This window comes from Cerasicoccus maritimus, assembly GCA_031296935.1.
In the GTDB taxonomy this organism is placed as follows: Bacteria; Verrucomicrobiota; Verrucomicrobiia; order Opitutales; family Cerasicoccaceae; genus Cerasicoccus; species Cerasicoccus maritimus.
The window spans coordinates 20,243-36,278 of record JAVDPD010000023.1 but is presented as its reverse complement, the minus strand read 5'-3'; the positions used below and the strand labels follow the sequence as shown (position 1 = coordinate 36,278).

Annotated in this window: 12 protein-coding genes; 5 read left to right on the top strand and 7 right to left on the bottom strand. The window is 59.0% G+C overall.

Features of this window, described 5'->3' with window-relative positions; all coding sequences use genetic code 11:
• Positions 1 to 16: 16 nt before the first annotated feature.
• Both RBB62_RS14110 and mce read right to left on the bottom strand, forming a co-directional pair.
• Complete coding sequence (locus RBB62_RS14110) at positions 17 to 1,570, bottom strand: acyl-CoA carboxylase subunit beta (protein WP_309399600.1); 1,554 nt, start codon at positions 1,568 to 1,570, stop codon at positions 17 to 19.
• Positions 1,571 to 1,614: 44 nt separating this feature from the next.
• Entirely contained in the window at positions 1,615 to 2,019 is a 405-nt protein-coding gene (gene mce / locus RBB62_RS14105; protein WP_309399599.1) for a methylmalonyl-CoA epimerase, read from the bottom strand.
• Positions 2,020 to 2,169: 150 nt separating this feature from the next.
• Between mce and RBB62_RS14100 the strand changes: the two genes are divergently transcribed.
• From RBB62_RS14100 to meaB, 4 genes are all read left to right on the top strand, one after another.
• A complete protein-coding gene (locus tag RBB62_RS14100) occupies positions 2,170 to 4,314 on the top strand; it encodes a methylmalonyl-CoA mutase family protein (RefSeq protein WP_309399598.1) in 2,145 nt (714 codons plus the stop codon).
• Positions 4,315 to 4,353: 39 nt separating this feature from the next.
• Positions 4,354 to 6,528: a methylmalonyl-CoA mutase gene (scpA, locus tag RBB62_RS14095; RefSeq protein WP_309399597.1), complete on the top strand. Its 2,175-nt coding sequence runs from the start codon at positions 4,354 to 4,356 to the stop codon at positions 6,526 to 6,528.
• 26 nt (positions 6,529 to 6,554) lie between these two features.
• Entirely contained in the window at positions 6,555 to 6,926 is a 372-nt protein-coding gene (locus tag RBB62_RS14090) for a hypothetical protein (RefSeq protein ID WP_309399596.1), read from the top strand.
• Between the two features lie 123 nt (positions 6,927 to 7,049).
• On the top strand, positions 7,050 to 8,156 hold the full coding sequence (meaB, locus tag RBB62_RS14085; RefSeq protein WP_309399594.1) for a methylmalonyl Co-A mutase-associated GTPase MeaB: 1,107 nt from the start codon (positions 7,050 to 7,052) through the stop codon (positions 8,154 to 8,156).
• Positions 8,157 to 8,203: 47 nt separating this feature from the next.
• Here the strand turns inward: meaB and RBB62_RS14080 are convergent, their stop codons facing one another.
• Both RBB62_RS14080 and RBB62_RS14075 read right to left on the bottom strand, forming a co-directional pair.
• A complete protein-coding gene (locus RBB62_RS14080) occupies positions 8,204 to 8,860 on the bottom strand; it encodes a hypothetical protein (RefSeq protein WP_309399592.1) in 657 nt (218 codons plus the stop codon).
• An 18-nt stretch (positions 8,861 to 8,878) separates the two neighbouring features.
• On the bottom strand, positions 8,879 to 9,940 hold the full coding sequence (locus tag RBB62_RS14075; protein ID WP_309399590.1) for a saccharopine dehydrogenase family protein: 1,062 nt from the start codon (positions 9,938 to 9,940) through the stop codon (positions 8,879 to 8,881).
• 438 nt (positions 9,941 to 10,378) lie between these two features.
• On the opposite strand from RBB62_RS14075, the gene RBB62_RS14070 reads away from it, so the two are divergent.
• Complete coding sequence (locus tag RBB62_RS14070; RefSeq protein WP_309399588.1) at positions 10,379 to 11,683, top strand: prolyl oligopeptidase family serine peptidase; 1,305 nt, start codon at positions 10,379 to 10,381, stop codon at positions 11,681 to 11,683.
• A gap of 695 nt (positions 11,684 to 12,378) precedes the next feature.
• Here RBB62_RS14070 and RBB62_RS14065 read toward each other — a convergent pair.
• The 3 genes from RBB62_RS14065 to RBB62_RS14055 form a co-directional block, all read right to left on the bottom strand.
• Complete coding sequence (locus RBB62_RS14065; RefSeq protein WP_309399587.1) at positions 12,379 to 12,504, bottom strand: hypothetical protein; 126 nt, start codon at positions 12,502 to 12,504, stop codon at positions 12,379 to 12,381.
• Positions 12,505 to 12,680: 176 nt separating this feature from the next.
• Positions 12,681 to 14,267, bottom strand: coding sequence for an ABC transporter substrate-binding protein (locus RBB62_RS14060; protein WP_309399586.1), 1,587 nt, complete (start codon positions 14,265 to 14,267; stop codon positions 12,681 to 12,683).
• 66 nt (positions 14,268 to 14,333) lie between these two features.
• On the bottom strand, positions 14,334 to 15,920 hold the full coding sequence (locus RBB62_RS14055) for a carbohydrate porin (protein ID WP_309399585.1): 1,587 nt from the start codon (positions 15,918 to 15,920) through the stop codon (positions 14,334 to 14,336).
• Positions 15,921 to 16,036 lie beyond the last annotated feature (116 nt).

Genomic DNA, 16,036 nt, shown 5'->3' with positions numbered 1-16,036 from the left:
TAGGGACATCGTTCGCTTATAGTGGGATGTTACCGTGCTTCTTGGGCGGGCGGGTGTCGCGCTTGGAGAGCGTCTTGCGCAGGGCAAGGGCGATGGTAGCGCGGGTTTCCGAAGGTTCGATGACGTCGGTGATCATGGCGTTGGATGCGGCCTGATACGGGGAGGCGAACTCGCCCTGGTATTCGGCGACCAACTCCTTGGTCTTGGCGACGGGGTCGTCTGCGCCCTTGATCTGGTTGCGGAAGAGCACCTTGACGGCACCTTCACCACCCATGACGGCGATTTCCGCAGTCGGCCAGGCGTAAACGAGGTCTGCGCCCATATCTGCGGAGCACATGGCCAGGTAAGCGCCGCCGTAGGCCTTGCGCATGATCAGGGTGATCTTCGGCACCGTGGCTGCGGCGTAGGAGAAGAGCATCTTTGCGCCGTGGCGGATGATGCCGCCGCGCTCCTGGGCCAGACCGGGCATGAAGCCGGGCACGTCCACGAGGTTGACGATCGGGATGTTGTAAATGTTGCAGGTGCGGATGAAGCGGGCACCCTTGTCCGAGCTGTCGATGTCCAGCGTGCCGGCCTTGACCTTGGGTTGGTTGGCGATGATGCCGACGACTACGCCGCAGATGCGGGCGAAGCCCACGATGATGCTCTTGGCGAAGTCTGGCTGGATTTCGAAGAAGTCGCCATTATCGACGAGGCGATTAATGACCTCCAGGGCGTCGAGCGGCTCTTTCGGGCTAGCCGGAACGAGCTCGTTCATGCCGGTATCCTTGCCCAAGTCGATGTCCACATCGAGGTCGTGAGGCGGATCGGAAATGTTGTTGTTGGGCAGGTAGCTGAGCAGCTCGGAGGCAAGCTCCATGGCGTGCTTGTCGTCTTCGGCGATCAGGTGGATGTTACCGCTGACAGAGGCGTGGGCGGCTGCCGAGGCGAATTGCTCAAGCGAGGCGACTTCGCCAGTCGCAGCTTTAATGACGTCGGGACCGCAAATGAACATGTTGGCGTTGGTCGCCGTCATGATGATGAAGTCCGTCAGGGCAGGGGAGTAGGCGGCGCCACCGGCGCAGGGGCCAGCGATGACGGCGATCTGCGGCACCACGCCGGAGAGGTAAACATTCTTAAAGAACACTTGGCCGTAGCCGGAGAGGGAGTCGACGCCTTCCTGGATGCGTGCGCCGCCGGAGTCATTGACCCCAACCACCGGAATGCCGGCTTCGTGGGCGTACTCCATGAGGTCGCAAATTTTCTTGGCGTGGATGCGGCCAACTGCGCCGCCGCCCACCGTGAAGTCCTGGCTAAATGCAGCGACCGGGCGGCCGTTGACGTAGCCGGTGCCGCAGACGACGCCGTCGTAGGGTAGGGACTTGTCGGCCAGGCCGAAGCGGTGGCAGGTGTGCTGCGCGTGCATCCCGAACTCCTGGAAAGTGCCGTCTTCAAAGAAGTACAGCAGGCGTTCGCGGGCGGACATTTGACCTTTGTCCTTGCGCTTGGCGAGCTTCTCTTTGCCACCAGCGTTGGCGGCAGTCTCACGGCGCTTTTTCAGGTCTTCCAATAATTTAGGGTCGATGGCCATTGCCTTTTATGTTATGTTATTAAATTATGTTGGTTATCCGCCAATTAGCCCTTGGGCATGCAGAACTCGGTCAGTACGCCGTGCGTGGACTTGGGGTGGAGGAAGGCAACGAGCTTACCGGCAGCACCGTCAAAGGGCTTGTCGTGGATCAGGCGCACGCCGCTTTCCGAGGCGCTCTTGAGCTGGCCTTCGATGTCGTCCGTGCCAAAGGCGATGTGGTGGATGCCTTCGCCATTCTTTTCCAGAAACTTCGCGATCGGGCTGTCTTCGGAGGTCGGCTCCAGCAGTTCGATGTGGACTTCGCCAACGTGAAAGAAAGCGGTCTTCACCTTCTGAGACTCCACTTCTTCGCGGCCTTCGCAAGTCAGGCCGAGGGAGTCCTCGTAGTATTTCACAACCTCATCGAGGTTCTTTACCGCTATGCCCAAGTGGTCGATTTTCTGAATCATGGTAGGATTAATTTAGAGTGCTTGAGTGATAAGAGATTCTTAGCGAAAATTTATTTTATATAAAATAATCTGATTGACAGCTTGAAGGCCTGTCAACAGTAATTTGAATATAAAAAGAATTTATTATTAGAAAATCAAATCCACTCACTCATGGAAACAGATGCTAATCCGACCCTGCTCGCCGACTTCAAAACCGCGAGTTACGAAGAATGGAAAGTTGCGGCTGAAGCGCTGCTCAAAGGCGCTCCATTCGAAAAGAAAATGCTCACGCCGACTCCCGAGGGCATCACGCTGCAGCCGATCTATCGCCGCGAGGACCTGAGCGCGGCGCCTGCTGCGCAGACCCTGCCGGGCTTTGACGAGTTTACCCGCGGTTCTCATGCGGATGGTTACCGAGTCAAGCCGTGGGAAATCGCGCAAGAGCTGCCCTACGGCGAACCAGCTGAGTTCAATCAGATTGCGCTGCGGGATATGTTCCGCGGCCAGGACGCGCTCAACGTCACGTTTGACATCGCCACGCTCAAGGGCCTCGACCCGGATTCCGCCAAGGACGGCGAAGTCTGCGCCTGCGGTCTTTCGATCGCTTCGCTCCGCGATTTCAGTCGCGCCTTTCAGGGCATCATGCCGACCGCGATCAGCATTTACTTCCAGGCTGGTTGCGCGGGCGCCCCGATTCAGGCGCTGTTCAAGGCCTGGCTCGCTGAGCAAAAGGGCGTCGACCTGAAGGACATCAAGGGTGGCCTCGGACTCGACCCGATTTCCGTGCTCGCCAGCGCCGGCGCGTTGCCGACCGCCATCGAGCAGCTTTACGACGAAATGTATGCCGTCGCGAAGTCCAACGCCGAAGAGATGCCCAACTTCTCCGCAGTCGGCGTTAGCGGTCTGCCTTACAGTTCGGCTGGCGGCAGCGCCACTCAAGAGCTTGGCGCCGTGCTCGCCACCGGCGTTGAATACCTCCGCGCGCTGACCAAGCGCGGCATGGACATTAGCACCGCTGCCAAGCAAATCCGCTTCACCCTGACGATCGGCGGCGACTTCTTCATGGAGCTCGCCAAGATCCGCGCCGCCCGCCAACTCTGGGCGCGCATCGTTAAGGAGCTCGGCGGCGACAAGGAAGCGCAGATCATGAAGCTCCATGCGCGCACCGGCTTTAATAACAAGACCAAGCACGATCCCTACGCCAACATGCTGCGCACCGCCACGGAAGCGCTTTGCGGCGTAGTCGGCGGCGTGGACAGCCTCACGGTTGGCGCGTTCGACGAAATCATCCGCGTGCCGGATGAGTTCTCGCGCCGCATCGCCCGCAACACGCAAATCATCCTGCAGGAAGAGTGCGAGCTCACCGCAGTGGTCGACCCGGCCGGCGGCAGCTGGTATATTGAAAACCTCACCAACCAAGTTGCCGAGAAGGCCTGGGAAATCTTCCAGAAGATCGAAGCTGCTGGTGGTGTTTACGAAGCTTTGCAGGGCAAAGTCATTCAAGACATGATCGCCGAAGTGGCCAAGAGCAAGGTCAAGGCCGTTGGCCAGCGCCGCATGTCCCTCGTCGGCACCAACCAATACCCGAACCTTGAAGAGAAGTCGCTCGACGCCCGCATCCCGGACTACGTCACCCTGCGCTTCAAGCGTTCGATGGAGCTCGAGCGTCAACGCATCAGCTGCGATGAAGACACCGACAAGGCGATCCTCAAGCTGCTCGGCGAAATCCAAAGCGCCGACGCCGGTGACAAACTTGCCAAGCTCGTGGCCGCGGTTGAAGCGGGCGCCAGCCTTGGTGAAGTTTCCCGCGCACTGCGGGCCAACGCCGAAGAGCCGATCTGCATCCAAGCGCTACCGAATCGCCGCCTGGCCGAGATCTACGAAGAGCTCCGCGCCGCTTCCGCCGCCTACAAGCTAAAGAACGGCCACGGACCGAAGATCTTCCTGACCAACCTCGAGAAGCTCAAGCGCCACAAGCTCCGCGCGGACTTTACCCGCAGCTTCTTCGAAACGGGCGGTTTTGAAATCGTGCCTTCGGCTGGTTTCACTGATACCGACGAAGCCGTGAAGGCGCTCGAAGCATCCGGCGCAAAGATAACCGTGGTCTGCGGTTGCGATCCGGACTACGCAGCGATGGGCGCCGACTTCATGAAGGCGATCAAGGCCAAGCTCCCCGACGTCAAAGTCATCCTCGCTGGTTTCCCCGGCGACAACGAAGAAGCGTTTAAGGCCGCCGGCATGGACGACTTCATCTTCATCAAGTCCGACAACTACGCCACCAACCGCAAGTACCTCGAATTGCTCGGCGTTCTCTAATCAACCACGACTAAAAATTTTAGCAGGAAAGATCGAACAATGAACAACGTCGATTTCTCAACTTTGGATTACAAAGCTCCCGACGCGGCATCGAGCCGGGAAGAATGGAAGGAGGCCGTAGAGTCGAGCGCAGGGAAGTCCCTCGACGACTTGATGACCGACACCATGGAGCAAATTCCGGTGAAGCCGCTCTACACCGCCGACGACTACGAAGGCATGGAGCACCTCGACTTCACCGCCGGTCTGCCGCCGTTCCTCCGCGGGCCGTACGCCACGATGTATGTCTTCCGCCCCTGGACCGTTCGCCAATACGCGGGCTTCTCCACGGCCGAAGAATCCAACGCCTTCTACCGCCGCAACATCGCCGCCGGTCAGCAAGGTCTGTCCGTCGCCTTCGACTTGGCGACGCACCGCGGCTACGACTCCGACCACCCGCGCGTGGTGGGCGACGTTGGTAAAGCCGGTGTGGCGATTGACTCCGTCGAAGACATGAAGGTGCTCTTCGACGGCATCCCGCTGGACCGCGTATCCGTCTCCATGACGATGAACGGCGCCGTGTTGCCGATCATGGCCTTCTACATCCAGGCCGGCCTTGAGCAGGGCTGCGACATGAAGGACCTCGCAGGCACCATCCAGAACGACATCCTGAAGGAGTTCATGGTGCGCAACACCTACATCTACCCGCCTGAGCCTTCGATGAAGATCATCGGCGACATCTTCGAATACACCTCGAAGAACATGCCGAAGTTCAATTCGATCTCGATCTCGGGTTACCACATGCAGGAAGCTGGCGCCACTGCCGACCTCGAAATGGGCTACACGCTCGCCGACGGTCTCGAATACCTCCGCACCGGTGTGAACGCGGGCCTCGACATCGACGCCTTCGCGCCGCGCCTGTCGTTCTTCTGGGCCATCGGTAAAAACTTCTTCATGGAAGTCGCCAAGATGCGCGCCGCCCGCTGCTTGTGGGCCAAGCTCGTCAGCCAGTTCGACCCGAAGAACCCGAAGAGCCTTGCCCTGCGCACGCACTCGCAGACTTCCGGTTGGTCGCTCACCGAGCAGGATCCGTTTAACAACGTCATCCGCACAGCGGTCGAAGCGTTTGCCTCGGCTTGCGGTCACACGCAGTCGCTGCACACCAATGCGCTCGACGAAGCCATCGCACTGCCCACGGACTTCTCGGCCCGCATCGCGCGTAACACCCAGCTCTTCATCCAGGAAGAAACCGGCATGACCAACGTCATCGACCCGTGGGGCGGCAGCTACTACGTGGAAGCGCTGACGCACCAGCTCATGCAAAAGGCCTGGGCGCACATCGAGGAAATCGAATCCCTCGGCGGCATGACGAAGGCCATCGAAGAAGGCATTCCGAAGCTTCGTATCGAAGAAGCCGCTGCGCGCCGCCAGGCCCGCATCGACTCCGGCAAGGAAACCATCACCGGCCTCAACAAGTATCGCCTGGAGAAGGAAGACCCGCTGGAAATTCTCGACATCGACAACACCGCCGTTCGCCTGTCGCAAATCGAGCGCCTCAAGAAGCTCCGCGCCGAGCGCAACGAGTCGGACGTCCGCGTCGCCCTGGAAGCCATCACCAACTGCGCCGAAAGCGGCAAGGGCAACTTGCTCGAGCTCGCCGTTGACGCCGCTGGCAAGCGTGCTACCCTCGGTGAAATCTCGGACGCCTTCGAAAAGGTGGTCGGTCGCTATAAGGCAAAAATCCGCTCGATCTCGGGCGTTTACGCGAAGGAATTCGGAGAAGATATGAACGTCAACGCCGTGCAAATGCTCGTCAAGCAGTTCGAAGAAAAGGAAGGCCGCCGTCCGCGCATCATGATCGCCAAGATGGGCCAGGATGGCCACGACCGCGGCGCGAAAGTCGTTGCCACGGCCTACGCCGACATGGGCTTCGATGTGGACATCGGCCCGCTGTTCCAAACTCCGGAAGAAGCCGCTCGCCAAGCCGTGGAGAACGACGTGCACATCGTCGCCATGAGCTCCCTGGCCGCCGGTCACAAGACCTTGCTCCCGCAGCTCGTTGGTGAGCTCGAAAAGCACGGCCGCGAAGACATCATGGTCGTCTGCGGTGGGGTTATCCCGGCGCAAGACTACGATTACCTGCTCGAAAATGGCGCCAGCGCTATCTTCGGTCCCGGCACCATTATCCCCGAGTCCGCTCGCACCATCCTGCAGATGTTGCTTGACGACGCCGAATAACCTCCCAACCCACACATTAGGTTTCCATGGACAAACTTGCTATGCTTCTTCAGGCCAAGAAGGCCAACCCGGATCTCGCTCACGACGTCGTGAGCGAGGCCACCAACTGGTTGAAAACTCAGTTGAGCAACGCCGGGATTTCGTTCAGCGCCGCCGATTGCGAAAAGGAATTCTGCGGCTTCAGCACGATCCAGATTAACTCCATTTACCACGGCGCCTCGGTGACGCTCTTCTTGAAAATCGCAGAGATTAAAGAAGCGCCTTATCTTTTTGCGGACATTCGCGTTCGCAACGATGTAGAGCGGTTGTTGTTCCCGTTCTTCGGCGAGTTCGGCTCGGACGAAGGTCAGGACCTCGTACTGAATTACATCGCTGACTTCCTGCTCAGTGTTGAGTAGGTTCCTGCGTTAGTTGATTAGGTAGGGACGGTTGCCCTCAACCGTCCGCATTTTTGATATCAATTCTCTCAATGCGAACGGACGGTTGAGGGCAACCGTCCCTACCTTTTTCGGCCTTTTACTATGCACGACGAACACGCCAAAAGCCGCAAAACCGAATGGACGCCCAAGCAAGGGGACGAACACCACGGAACCTACGCGACTGAGGTGATGCACGGCGTGCAAGGCGTGGCGACGGTCCGTAATCACCGTAAAAAACGCCGCACGATTTCGGCCGACGAAGCCGTGGAAGGCGTCCTCGCGGGCGACCGCACCACGCTCGCGCGCGCCATTACTTTAGTCGAAAGCAAGGCCGAGGCGCACCGCGAAACCGCGCGCGAAATCCTCCGCCGCTGCCTGCCTCACGCGGGCAACTCCGTCCGCCTAGGCATCACGGGCACGCCGGGCGCCGGCAAGTCCACCTTCATTGAATGCCTGGGCATGCAGATCTGCGAAAAGGGCGGCAAGATCGCCGTGCTCGCGGTCGACCCCACCAGCTCCCGCAGCGGTGGCAGCGTCCTGGGCGACAAGACGCGCATGGAAAAGCTCACGCGCGAGGCCAATGCCTTCATCCGCCCGTCTCCCGCCGGCGAAGCCCTGGGCGGCGTTGCGGCGAAGACCCGTGAGGCCATGCTGCTTTGCGAAGCGGCGGGTTTTGACAACATCATTGTGGAAACCGTCGGCGTGGGCCAAAGCGAGGTTGCCGTGCGCACGATGGTCGACTTTTTCCTGCTGCTCCAAATCGCGGGCGGCGGGGATGACCTGCAAGGCATCAAAAAGGGCGTCATCGAAATGGCCGACGCAATTGCCGTCAACAAGGCCGATGGCGACAACATCAACAAGGCCAAGCTGGCTTGCGGCGAATACAAGCGCGTGATGCATTACCTGAAGCCCTACACCGATGGCTGGGCTCCGCAGGCGCTGACTTGCTCTGCGGCCACCGGCGCTGGTGTGGAAGACGTCTGGGCGATGGTTGTGCGCTTCTGCGAAGAGCTGAAGGCGCAGGAAAAGTTCGCGCCGATTCGCTCCGAGCAAAACCGCCAGTGGCTCAAGGCGCTCGTGCGCGACGCCGTGCTGCTGCGCTTTTACAAGAGCCCACACGTCGTCGAAAAGCTCCCGCAGGTTGAGCAGGATGTCTCGCGTGGCGTGTTGCCCGTCGTGGAGGCAGTCGAGATTTTGCTGGGCGATTAGCGCGGCACTTTGCATCGCAAAGTAGCTTTGCAGTAGAGAGCTTTAGCTCAAGCGCCTGCAATCCGTTGCGACCAATCGGCGCCGCAGTAGGCGCACGTTGTTTTGTGTCGTGAAGTGCGGCAGTCGCAAGCAGGGCAAGTGACCATGAAGGCTTCGTCGTCGACGTTTCTCCCAAGGGGGACATCGAGGCGTTCTCTCAGTCTTTCCGCGAACTCGTAGGATATCTGTTGGACATCGTAGCCGAGCTCCATGGCGCCGTGCTTCTGCTGGTTTAGGTAGCCGGTCAATGGGCTCGGTTCGTTGGCGGTTATTTTCTGGTCGAGGAACCTGAAGGGGCGCCCAACGAACGAGCACAGCTCATGCTTCTGCTCGTCCAATGTAATGACGCTGATGCGGTAAACGTCCTGCAGATAGCTCGGGCCATGTTCCGTACTAGACATGCCCCAGGTGGAGTCGTAGGGGCGGTCTAAGTGGTGATCGAGGTGCGAGATCGAAGCACGTTCGATGTGATGGCGCTCTTCAGCGCGCCAACCGCATTTTCGCGTAATCAGGATACTGCCACGCGGTATGTTGATAACCGTATCCACGCGAAGCAGACCCAGTCGCCTCATGATGCCTGTGCTCGCAATGGTCATTACTCCGTCGGCTTCGGTTACCTTGGGCCAACGCGCAAAGTAAGTATTGCGAGGGAAATGAGAGTCCATGATTCGAATCATTATTCACTAGCGCTCGCTAAAGGCAACGCCGGCTTCCTGCAGCTGCGGTAAAAAGTCCGTGAGGCTGAAAGCTTGCTCCAAGTGCAAGACACCGGGCGCGAGGTCTCGGCTGAGCAAATAGCGCGCCGCTTGTGCGGCGACGAGCGCTGTGATGCGGCCTTCGGCTTCACCTTGTAGCGTGCAGCTAACGGGGGCGCAATCCGATGCGCCCGAGTGGCCGACGGCTTGAATTGCAAACGCTGATGAACCGAGGTGGATGCGGAGTAGCGCGGCGGTCGCCAGCTTTTCGATCCAGGCAACGTTCAGCAGGCGTGTGAGCCCCAGGTGCCGCAGCAGGGCGAAGCCCTGCGTCATCGCGGCGGTGTCAAAACACAGGCGCGTGCTGACGCCATCGAGGCCGAGCGTGCGCGGCAGCGTGTGCTGGTCGGAGAAGTCAAAACGGTAGGCCGTGCATGGGCGTGGTTGCCCGGGAAACGTCGTTTGCTTGCCATCGGTAAAGCTCTCCACCGCGCGCGGTTGGCCGCCTTCCTGGATGGTGTAGCCGTGGTTGAGGTTGCGCAGCGTCCATTGGATCGCGGCGGCGCCATGAGCATCCCCCGAGCCGAGTTGGATGAAGATATCGGCGGCGTTCATGCCAGGCAGCTGAGCCTGACAATGCTTGACGAGAAGATTGGTCAGCCCGGGCGCGAGGCCGACGCTGAGCAGGGCAGTTGCTTGATTCGTTTGGGCAACTGGCGCTAGCTGCTCGATGTCTTGCAGGATGCTTCGCGTGGCCGTGATGTCGATGTAGTCGATACCGGCTGCCAGGCAATGCCGGGCAAGCGCGGCGTTGTGCAGGTCGAGGCACATGATGACGAGGTCGACGCCCGTTAGCGCCGTAGTGTAGTCCGCGAACTTGCCCACGTCGAAGGCGAGGGCACTTGCGCTGCCGGAGAGCTCATTGGCCAGCGCTTGCGCTTTGGCTAAACTGCGGCCGGCAATGATGAGGCGGGCGCTGCCCTGCGCCAGGTTTCGCGCAATGGTGCGACCGACATTGCCATAGCCGCCAACGATTAGAGCAGTTTTCATCTAATTTGGTCGAATCAGGTGGGGAAAAGATTGGATGCAGCGCAAGGCGGCATTGATTGAGCGGGCTGGAAGCCCGTGATTGAAATGCCAACGCAGCGATCTTCCAATCTGGCCCCAAGCCTTGAGCCGAGTGCTTTTCCGCACCAGCGGCGTTGGCTTTTCGCTCACAGGCTTCCAGCCTGCCGCGCTCCAGCCGCCTTGCTGTACATAAAAAATCACTGCGGCCTGATTGGCCAACTTAGATGAAAAGTGCTCTAGAATGCCAGGTACTTGCTTCAAGACTTTTGCTATTAGGGGATGTGGCGTGAATTTGTCGAGGTATTCTGGTGCGTGCGTTGGAGGCTGGAAGCTATAGCTGGGAAAATATGATTTAATGCATTGCCGTCGGGTGTTATTGGCCTCTACGTTCTGCGTGATACAAATAATTTAAGTAGCAATATGGACGAAACACCGCCACCTATCCCTCGCCGCAATCCTTTGGGGCCGCTCCCGCCCGTCACTCCGCCGTCGGCTGTGCCGCCGCCCATGCCGCCGCAGGGCGCGCCATACCATGCCGCAGAGCCAGAGCCGGAGCCCCGGCTGTGCAAGATGGCGGTCGGCAGCTGCATCCTGAGTGTGCTCGGTTTCTTTATGGCGGGGATTCCATCGTTCTTCGGCTTTATTTTTGGCATCGTTGCGATGATCCGGATCAAAAGGTCGGACGGCGACTTGAAGGGCAAGGGCTGGGCAATCTCCGGCATCGTCTCCGGCGCAGTCATCATGATCGCGATTGGTGTTTTTATCCAAAAGTTCAGTTCGATAATCGAGGAGCAGATGGTGGCCAATGAAGAGCCTTTCGCCTACATCAACACACCGCCCAACTTCAAGGGGTTACTCGACCGCGCGGACCGCACGAGCCTGGGCGATGTGCACGTCCTCCAAGTGAAGACGCATGGCTCCGAGCCTGCGCAGAATATGCAGCTACGCATCTACCTGCCGGCGGGCGCAGAAGATGCCGCACCCGGCTCCTTGCCGTGTGTGCTGGTAGCCCCTGCGGGGACGGATCTACTCAGCGGTGCGATGCTTGGCGAGCTTGATGACGAGGCCTATCACGACGAAACGCTGCCCTATGCAGAGGCCGGCATCGTGACCGTTTTTTACTCGATTGATGGCGGTGGCGAAGACTACTTCTACGATGACGATTCCATGATGGAGGCCGCCAGCTCGCAATACGACCAGTTTCGCGACGCGCAGGCGGGCATCCTCAACGGGCGTTATGCGCTGGAGTTTGTCCTGGCGGAGTTGCCCATGGTCAACCCCGAGCAAATTTACACCGCAGGGCATAGCTCGGCGGGGACCTTATCTTTGCTGCTCGCGATGCACGAGCCGCGCGTGGCGGGCTGCCTTGCCTATGCGCCGGGCGTCGATATCGAGGTCTTTCACGCGGAGCTGCTCGATACGCCGCTGATCGGCCTGATCTTCCCCAACGTGAAGAATTTCCTGCGTAAAAGCTCACCCATCAACAATGTGGAAAAGCTTCAGTGCCCGACGTTTCTCTTTCAGTCAATGGAGGACGAGGTGGTGGAGATTGGCGAGTTCAATGCTTTCACGGATCGGCTCAAAGCACAGCCCAATGCGCCGGAGTTTGATATAATGATCATCGAGCAGGGCGACCACTATTGGCCGATGATCGAAGATGGCATGCCCGCCGGTATCGAGTGGATCAAGGAGCGGGTGTCCACGTCCGGAGAGGTAACTCATTGACCGCTGCTGCGTGCTTTACGTGCGCAAGTCGTTGATGGCCAAGGCGGATTATTAGTGAAAGCTACTCACTAATAAAGTGCTCGCGCGTGCAGCTTTTTGTTGCGGTGCAGTGGTGATGTGTTAGTATTTAAATGATCACTTAAATCTGACGATCTCACCGCCATGAATCATTCTCCCAAACATCGCCAACACCCGCCTTAGTGAGTGGGTAGTCGAGTCAATATCGACCGCGGCGCATTCGCTCGCGCGTCGTTTTGGAATCGCCGAACAGGCCCATTTGCCCGTCGTGCTGGTGACAGCAGCCGACGTCGCAACGCCTGTAGATTTTAATGTGCCCGCGCACCCAAAACGCCGCCCGACTATGCCAGCTTGCGCCAACGGATATTGACGTCAGGGGCCTCGTTTCTCTCCGATGCGAGTGGCTCCGCGCGCGCGACACAACGGCGCGTTCTCCCACCTGCGCTCAATGCGAGCGAACGGGCGGGATGTTTGTTCTTTGATATCTTCACCCCGGGCCACTTTTACCCCCCCCCCAGCGTCCCGCTGGACCGTCGGATGCGGTGCATCCGGATTTGCCCACGGGGCAAATGGCAGCGATAACTGAAAGAGGTAGGGACGGTTGCCCTCAACCGTCCGGTTTCATCGGGTAGGTCATTTTTCGCGTGGTGGACGGTTGAGGGCAACCGTCCCTACCTTCAGCGTTCCGCCGACCACTCGACAGGACCCAGGAAAATATTCCTCGTGGGCGATAGCACGAAGCCTTCGACTTCGCTGCGCATGAGGACCATTTGCTCGGCGTGGACGAGTGGGATGATGGGCAAGTCTTTGGACCAGACCGCGTCCCGCTGGACCGTCGGATGCGGTGCATCCGGATTTGCCCATTGGGCAAATGGCGGCGATAACTGAAAGAGGTAGGGACGGTTGCCCTCAACCGTCCGGTTTCATCGGGTAGGCCATTTTGCGCGTGGCGGACGGTTGAGGGCAACCGTCCCTACCTTCAACGTTCCGCCGACCACTCGACAGGACCCAGGAAAATATTTCCCGTGGGCGATAGCACGAAGCCTTCGACTTCGCTGCGCATGAGGACCATTTGCTCGGCGTGGACGAGTGGGATGATGGGCAAGTCTTGCGACCAAACCGCGAGTGCTTCGTTGTAGAGCTTGGCGCGGGCGACGGGGTCGCTGACGCGGCGTGCTTCGTCGAGCAGCGCGTCCATTTGCGGGTTCTTGTAGAACGCGAAATTGTTGGCGCTGCCTTTCACGGTGCCGCGACTGTGGAAGAAAGTCGCGAGGAAATTATCGGTGTCGCCGTTGTCGCCCACCCAGCCAATGAGGCCGCATTCGTAGTCGCCATTGCGGAGGGTTTGCAGGTGGCTTTTAAAGTCGCGAGATTTGATTTCCACGGTCAAGCCGACGGCTTCCCAGTCGCTGCGAATCATTGACGCCACGCGCTGCGGGTCCGGAAAATACGGACGCGAATCCGTGAGCGTGCTGATTACGATGGGTTCTTTTAAGAACTCCGGATGCTGGGCCAGGATAGCCTTGGCGGCGGCGGGGTCGTATTTAAAGGGCGGCTCGGCGTCCTTGGGTTCGCCGAGGAAGCCAGGCGGAATCGGGTAGCTCGCCGGCACGCCGGCGCCGTCGAGTGCCAGCTTCACCAACGCCTCGCGGTCGATGGCCATAGCGAGAGCGCGGCGGATGTCAGTGTCGGCAAACTTCGGATTCTCGGTCTGGATGCTTAGGTAGCCAACGTTCATGCCCGGGCCGCGATAGAGCCGAAACTGCGGGTTGTCGGCGAGGGCGATTGCTTCGGCTGGTTGCAAGCCGTCAACCGCATCCACACCGCCGGCTTCCAGCTCCAGTCGGCGCACGGTGTTTTCCGGCACCGCGCGGAGGATGACGCGCTCGAAGTGCGCAGGCTCGCCCCAGTAGTTGGGGTTACGCCTCAGGAGCACGGCCTGGTCTTTTTCCCAGCGGTCAAATTGATAAGGACCGGTGCCAATGGGGCGCATCGGGATCTCGGCCACCGGCGTATTCGGGCTGATCAGCCACGCGGAGAAGATTGCCAGCGAGTAAAGGATGGACGCGTTGGGCTGCTTGAGGCGGAAACGCAGGGTCATTTCATCGACGACCTCGACGGCCTCGACATCGTTGTAAAGGTAGTTCCAATAAACGAAGCTCGCGGTCGGCAAATGTGCGGGATGGCTGGGGTCGAGTTGGCGCTGAAAGCTAAAAGCCGCAGTCCTTGCCGTCAGCGGTGTGCCGTCGTGAAACGTGACGCCGGGGCGGATCTTAAAGGTGTGCGTCAGGCCGTCTGCGGACGATTCAAAGGACTCCGCGAGCCAGGGCTCCAGTTCCAGCGTACCGGGCTTAAAGCGCAGGAGACCTTCGCAGACTTGAGCCAGCGTATTGACCGATTCACCGTCGTCGACATCGGCGGGATCGAGCTTTTGGGCATCGCTGCCGCGCGCGAGGATGAAGACGTTTTTCGCTTCCGGTGCGGCGGATTTATTATCGCCACCGCAGCCAATGAGAGACAGCGCGAGTGCCAAGCATGCGGCCAACCAAGAGTATTTCGTGAGCATTGGCGCTTAGGTTAATGAACGCAGCGCTGCCCGCCAACAAAAAGCGCGGATGTTCGCTGGGCGCCCTTACCACCAAGCTTCGGCCTGCACGCCAATGTTGAGGCCATCAGTGTTTGTGGTGTAATTCCGCGAAGAAACTGAGCCCTTGAATGAGTCACTCCAGAAGGCATAAGTGATGAAAAAGCGGATGGCTGGACGACTGAAGAAATTGGTCTTGGGCGTGATCTGGGGAGCGAAGGTAAACTTGTAGAGCTCGCCGGAGGGCACGCCGTCACCACTGGTGTGGTCAATGCCGCCTTCGACTGCAATGGAGAAGAAATCATCGAAGTAATAAATGGGGCGTACGCCAGCTGAAATCCAGGTGCGGCGTGGGTTGACGGCTGCGCCGGTGTTGGCCTCGTTGTAGACGAATGTGCCTTGGAGGCTTAGGTCGTCATAAGGCTGGATGACGATGTCTTCGACCACGCGGAATTGCCAGGCGTCTTCCGTATTTACGTTCAGCGGAGCTGCCGGGGCGGCTGCAGGATTTAAGAAAGCGTAGTCTTCTTGAGTTGCCTTGAAGTTGGACGCCGCGCCAAATCCATATTGCACCATAAAGATGTTTCGTCCGCCCAGGAATTCATTGCTTTCATGGCCAAGGGCAAAGGCCGCGCCGCCGCCGCCATTGACTTTTACGTTTACGCCATTGGGACGGAGCCGACTTTGGCTGTGTGCAAGATCGACCCACACGAAACCTTTGCCGTAGGGGACATCAATATCGTAGAAGCGCAGGTCGAGGCTGTTCTTGCCGTTGACCGAATTGGACAGCTCGGAGCCGCTGCTGTCCAGGGTGTCAATGCTACCGCCGAGCCAGGCAATGGCGAATTTGCCAATGTCGCCGACTTGGATGTCTTCCACCCCGCCGCCAAAGCCGCTCATGTCGAGATAGTAGAAGTCGTTGATATGCACGTCGAAGCGCTGGTAAAAGCGTTGGCCAGCCCAAAAGCTGGCAGACTCATTGGCCTTCAGCACGCCGGTTGCCAAGGCGTAGGCTTCGCGAACGGAGAACTCGGATTGGCTGGCGAAACGTGCATCCGGCACGAGGTAGGAGGGGCGAAAACCAACGAAGAAATCCGTGCCTTCGGGTAGATCGAGTTCGGGGAAGCTATAGCCAAAGGCGGTCTCAATGTAAGTCTCCGCCTCATTGCCCAAGCGGTATTTGGCCAGTGAGTTCGGGGCTTGAAAGGCCTCCATGATGTTGCCCTTGCTGTCGACGCCGAAGCCGGAGCGAAAATAGCCATTGAAGGTGAAGCCGTTGCTGGCGCCCATTGCAGCCAGTTCGGCTTCGTTCATGACGCCCTGCTGAATCTCTTCTGCTCGATCTTCGTAAGCTACCACATTAGGGGAAGCATCGCCATTGTCGGGGGACGGGATTGCCCCATAGGCAATCGAGGTCTCTGCTTCTGTGCTTGGCGGTGCCGCGGCTTGTTTGTTTTCGAGCTCCTCCACGCGTGCTTCAAGCTTCGCAATCTGGGCTTCGTAAAGGGCGCGCATTTGCGCGATCTCTGATTTGAGCACATCCAATTCGGATGGATTTTCATTGGCGGAGACAGTTTGGCCAAAGCACAGCAACGAGACCATGACCAGATACCAAAGAGTAGACTGTAGTTTCATCGGGGTTCGGGGTTGCGCGGTTGGTTAAGCGCTATGCTCTTTATTGACTGCTGCCGAGATATCGTCAACACGATTGTGTGATGGTGCACAGAGAGTTGTGGCGTTGTGATCGATCT

Bases quoted from the DNA above. Each gene is read 5' to 3' on its own strand.
- RBB62_RS14080 (WP_309399592.1), bottom strand. From the start codon at position 8,860: ATGGACTCTCATTTCCCTCGCAATACTTACTTTGCGCGTTGGCCCAAG.
- RBB62_RS14100 (WP_309399598.1), top strand. From the start codon at position 2,170: ATGGAAACAGATGCTAATCCGACCCTGCTCGCCGACTTCAAAACCGCG.
- scpA (WP_309399597.1), top strand. From the start codon at position 4,354: ATGAACAACGTCGATTTCTCAACTTTGGATTACAAAGCTCCCGACGCG.
- mce (WP_309399599.1), bottom strand. From the start codon at position 2,019: ATGATTCAGAAAATCGACCACTTGGGCATAGCGGTAAAGAACCTCGAT.
- RBB62_RS14090 (WP_309399596.1), top strand. From the start codon at position 6,555: ATGGACAAACTTGCTATGCTTCTTCAGGCCAAGAAGGCCAACCCGGAT.
- meaB (WP_309399594.1), top strand. From the start codon at position 7,050: ATGCACGACGAACACGCCAAAAGCCGCAAAACCGAATGGACGCCCAAG.
- RBB62_RS14110 (WP_309399600.1), bottom strand. From the start codon at position 1,570: ATGGCCATCGACCCTAAATTATTGGAAGACCTGAAAAAGCGCCGTGAG.
- RBB62_RS14055 (WP_309399585.1), bottom strand. From the start codon at position 15,920: ATGAAACTACAGTCTACTCTTTGGTATCTGGTCATGGTCTCGTTGCTG.
- RBB62_RS14075 (WP_309399590.1), bottom strand. From the start codon at position 9,940: ATGAAAACTGCTCTAATCGTTGGCGGCTATGGCAATGTCGGTCGCACC.
- RBB62_RS14060 (WP_309399586.1), bottom strand. From the start codon at position 14,267: ATGCTCACGAAATACTCTTGGTTGGCCGCATGCTTGGCACTCGCGCTG.
- RBB62_RS14070 (WP_309399588.1), top strand. From the start codon at position 10,379: ATGGACGAAACACCGCCACCTATCCCTCGCCGCAATCCTTTGGGGCCG.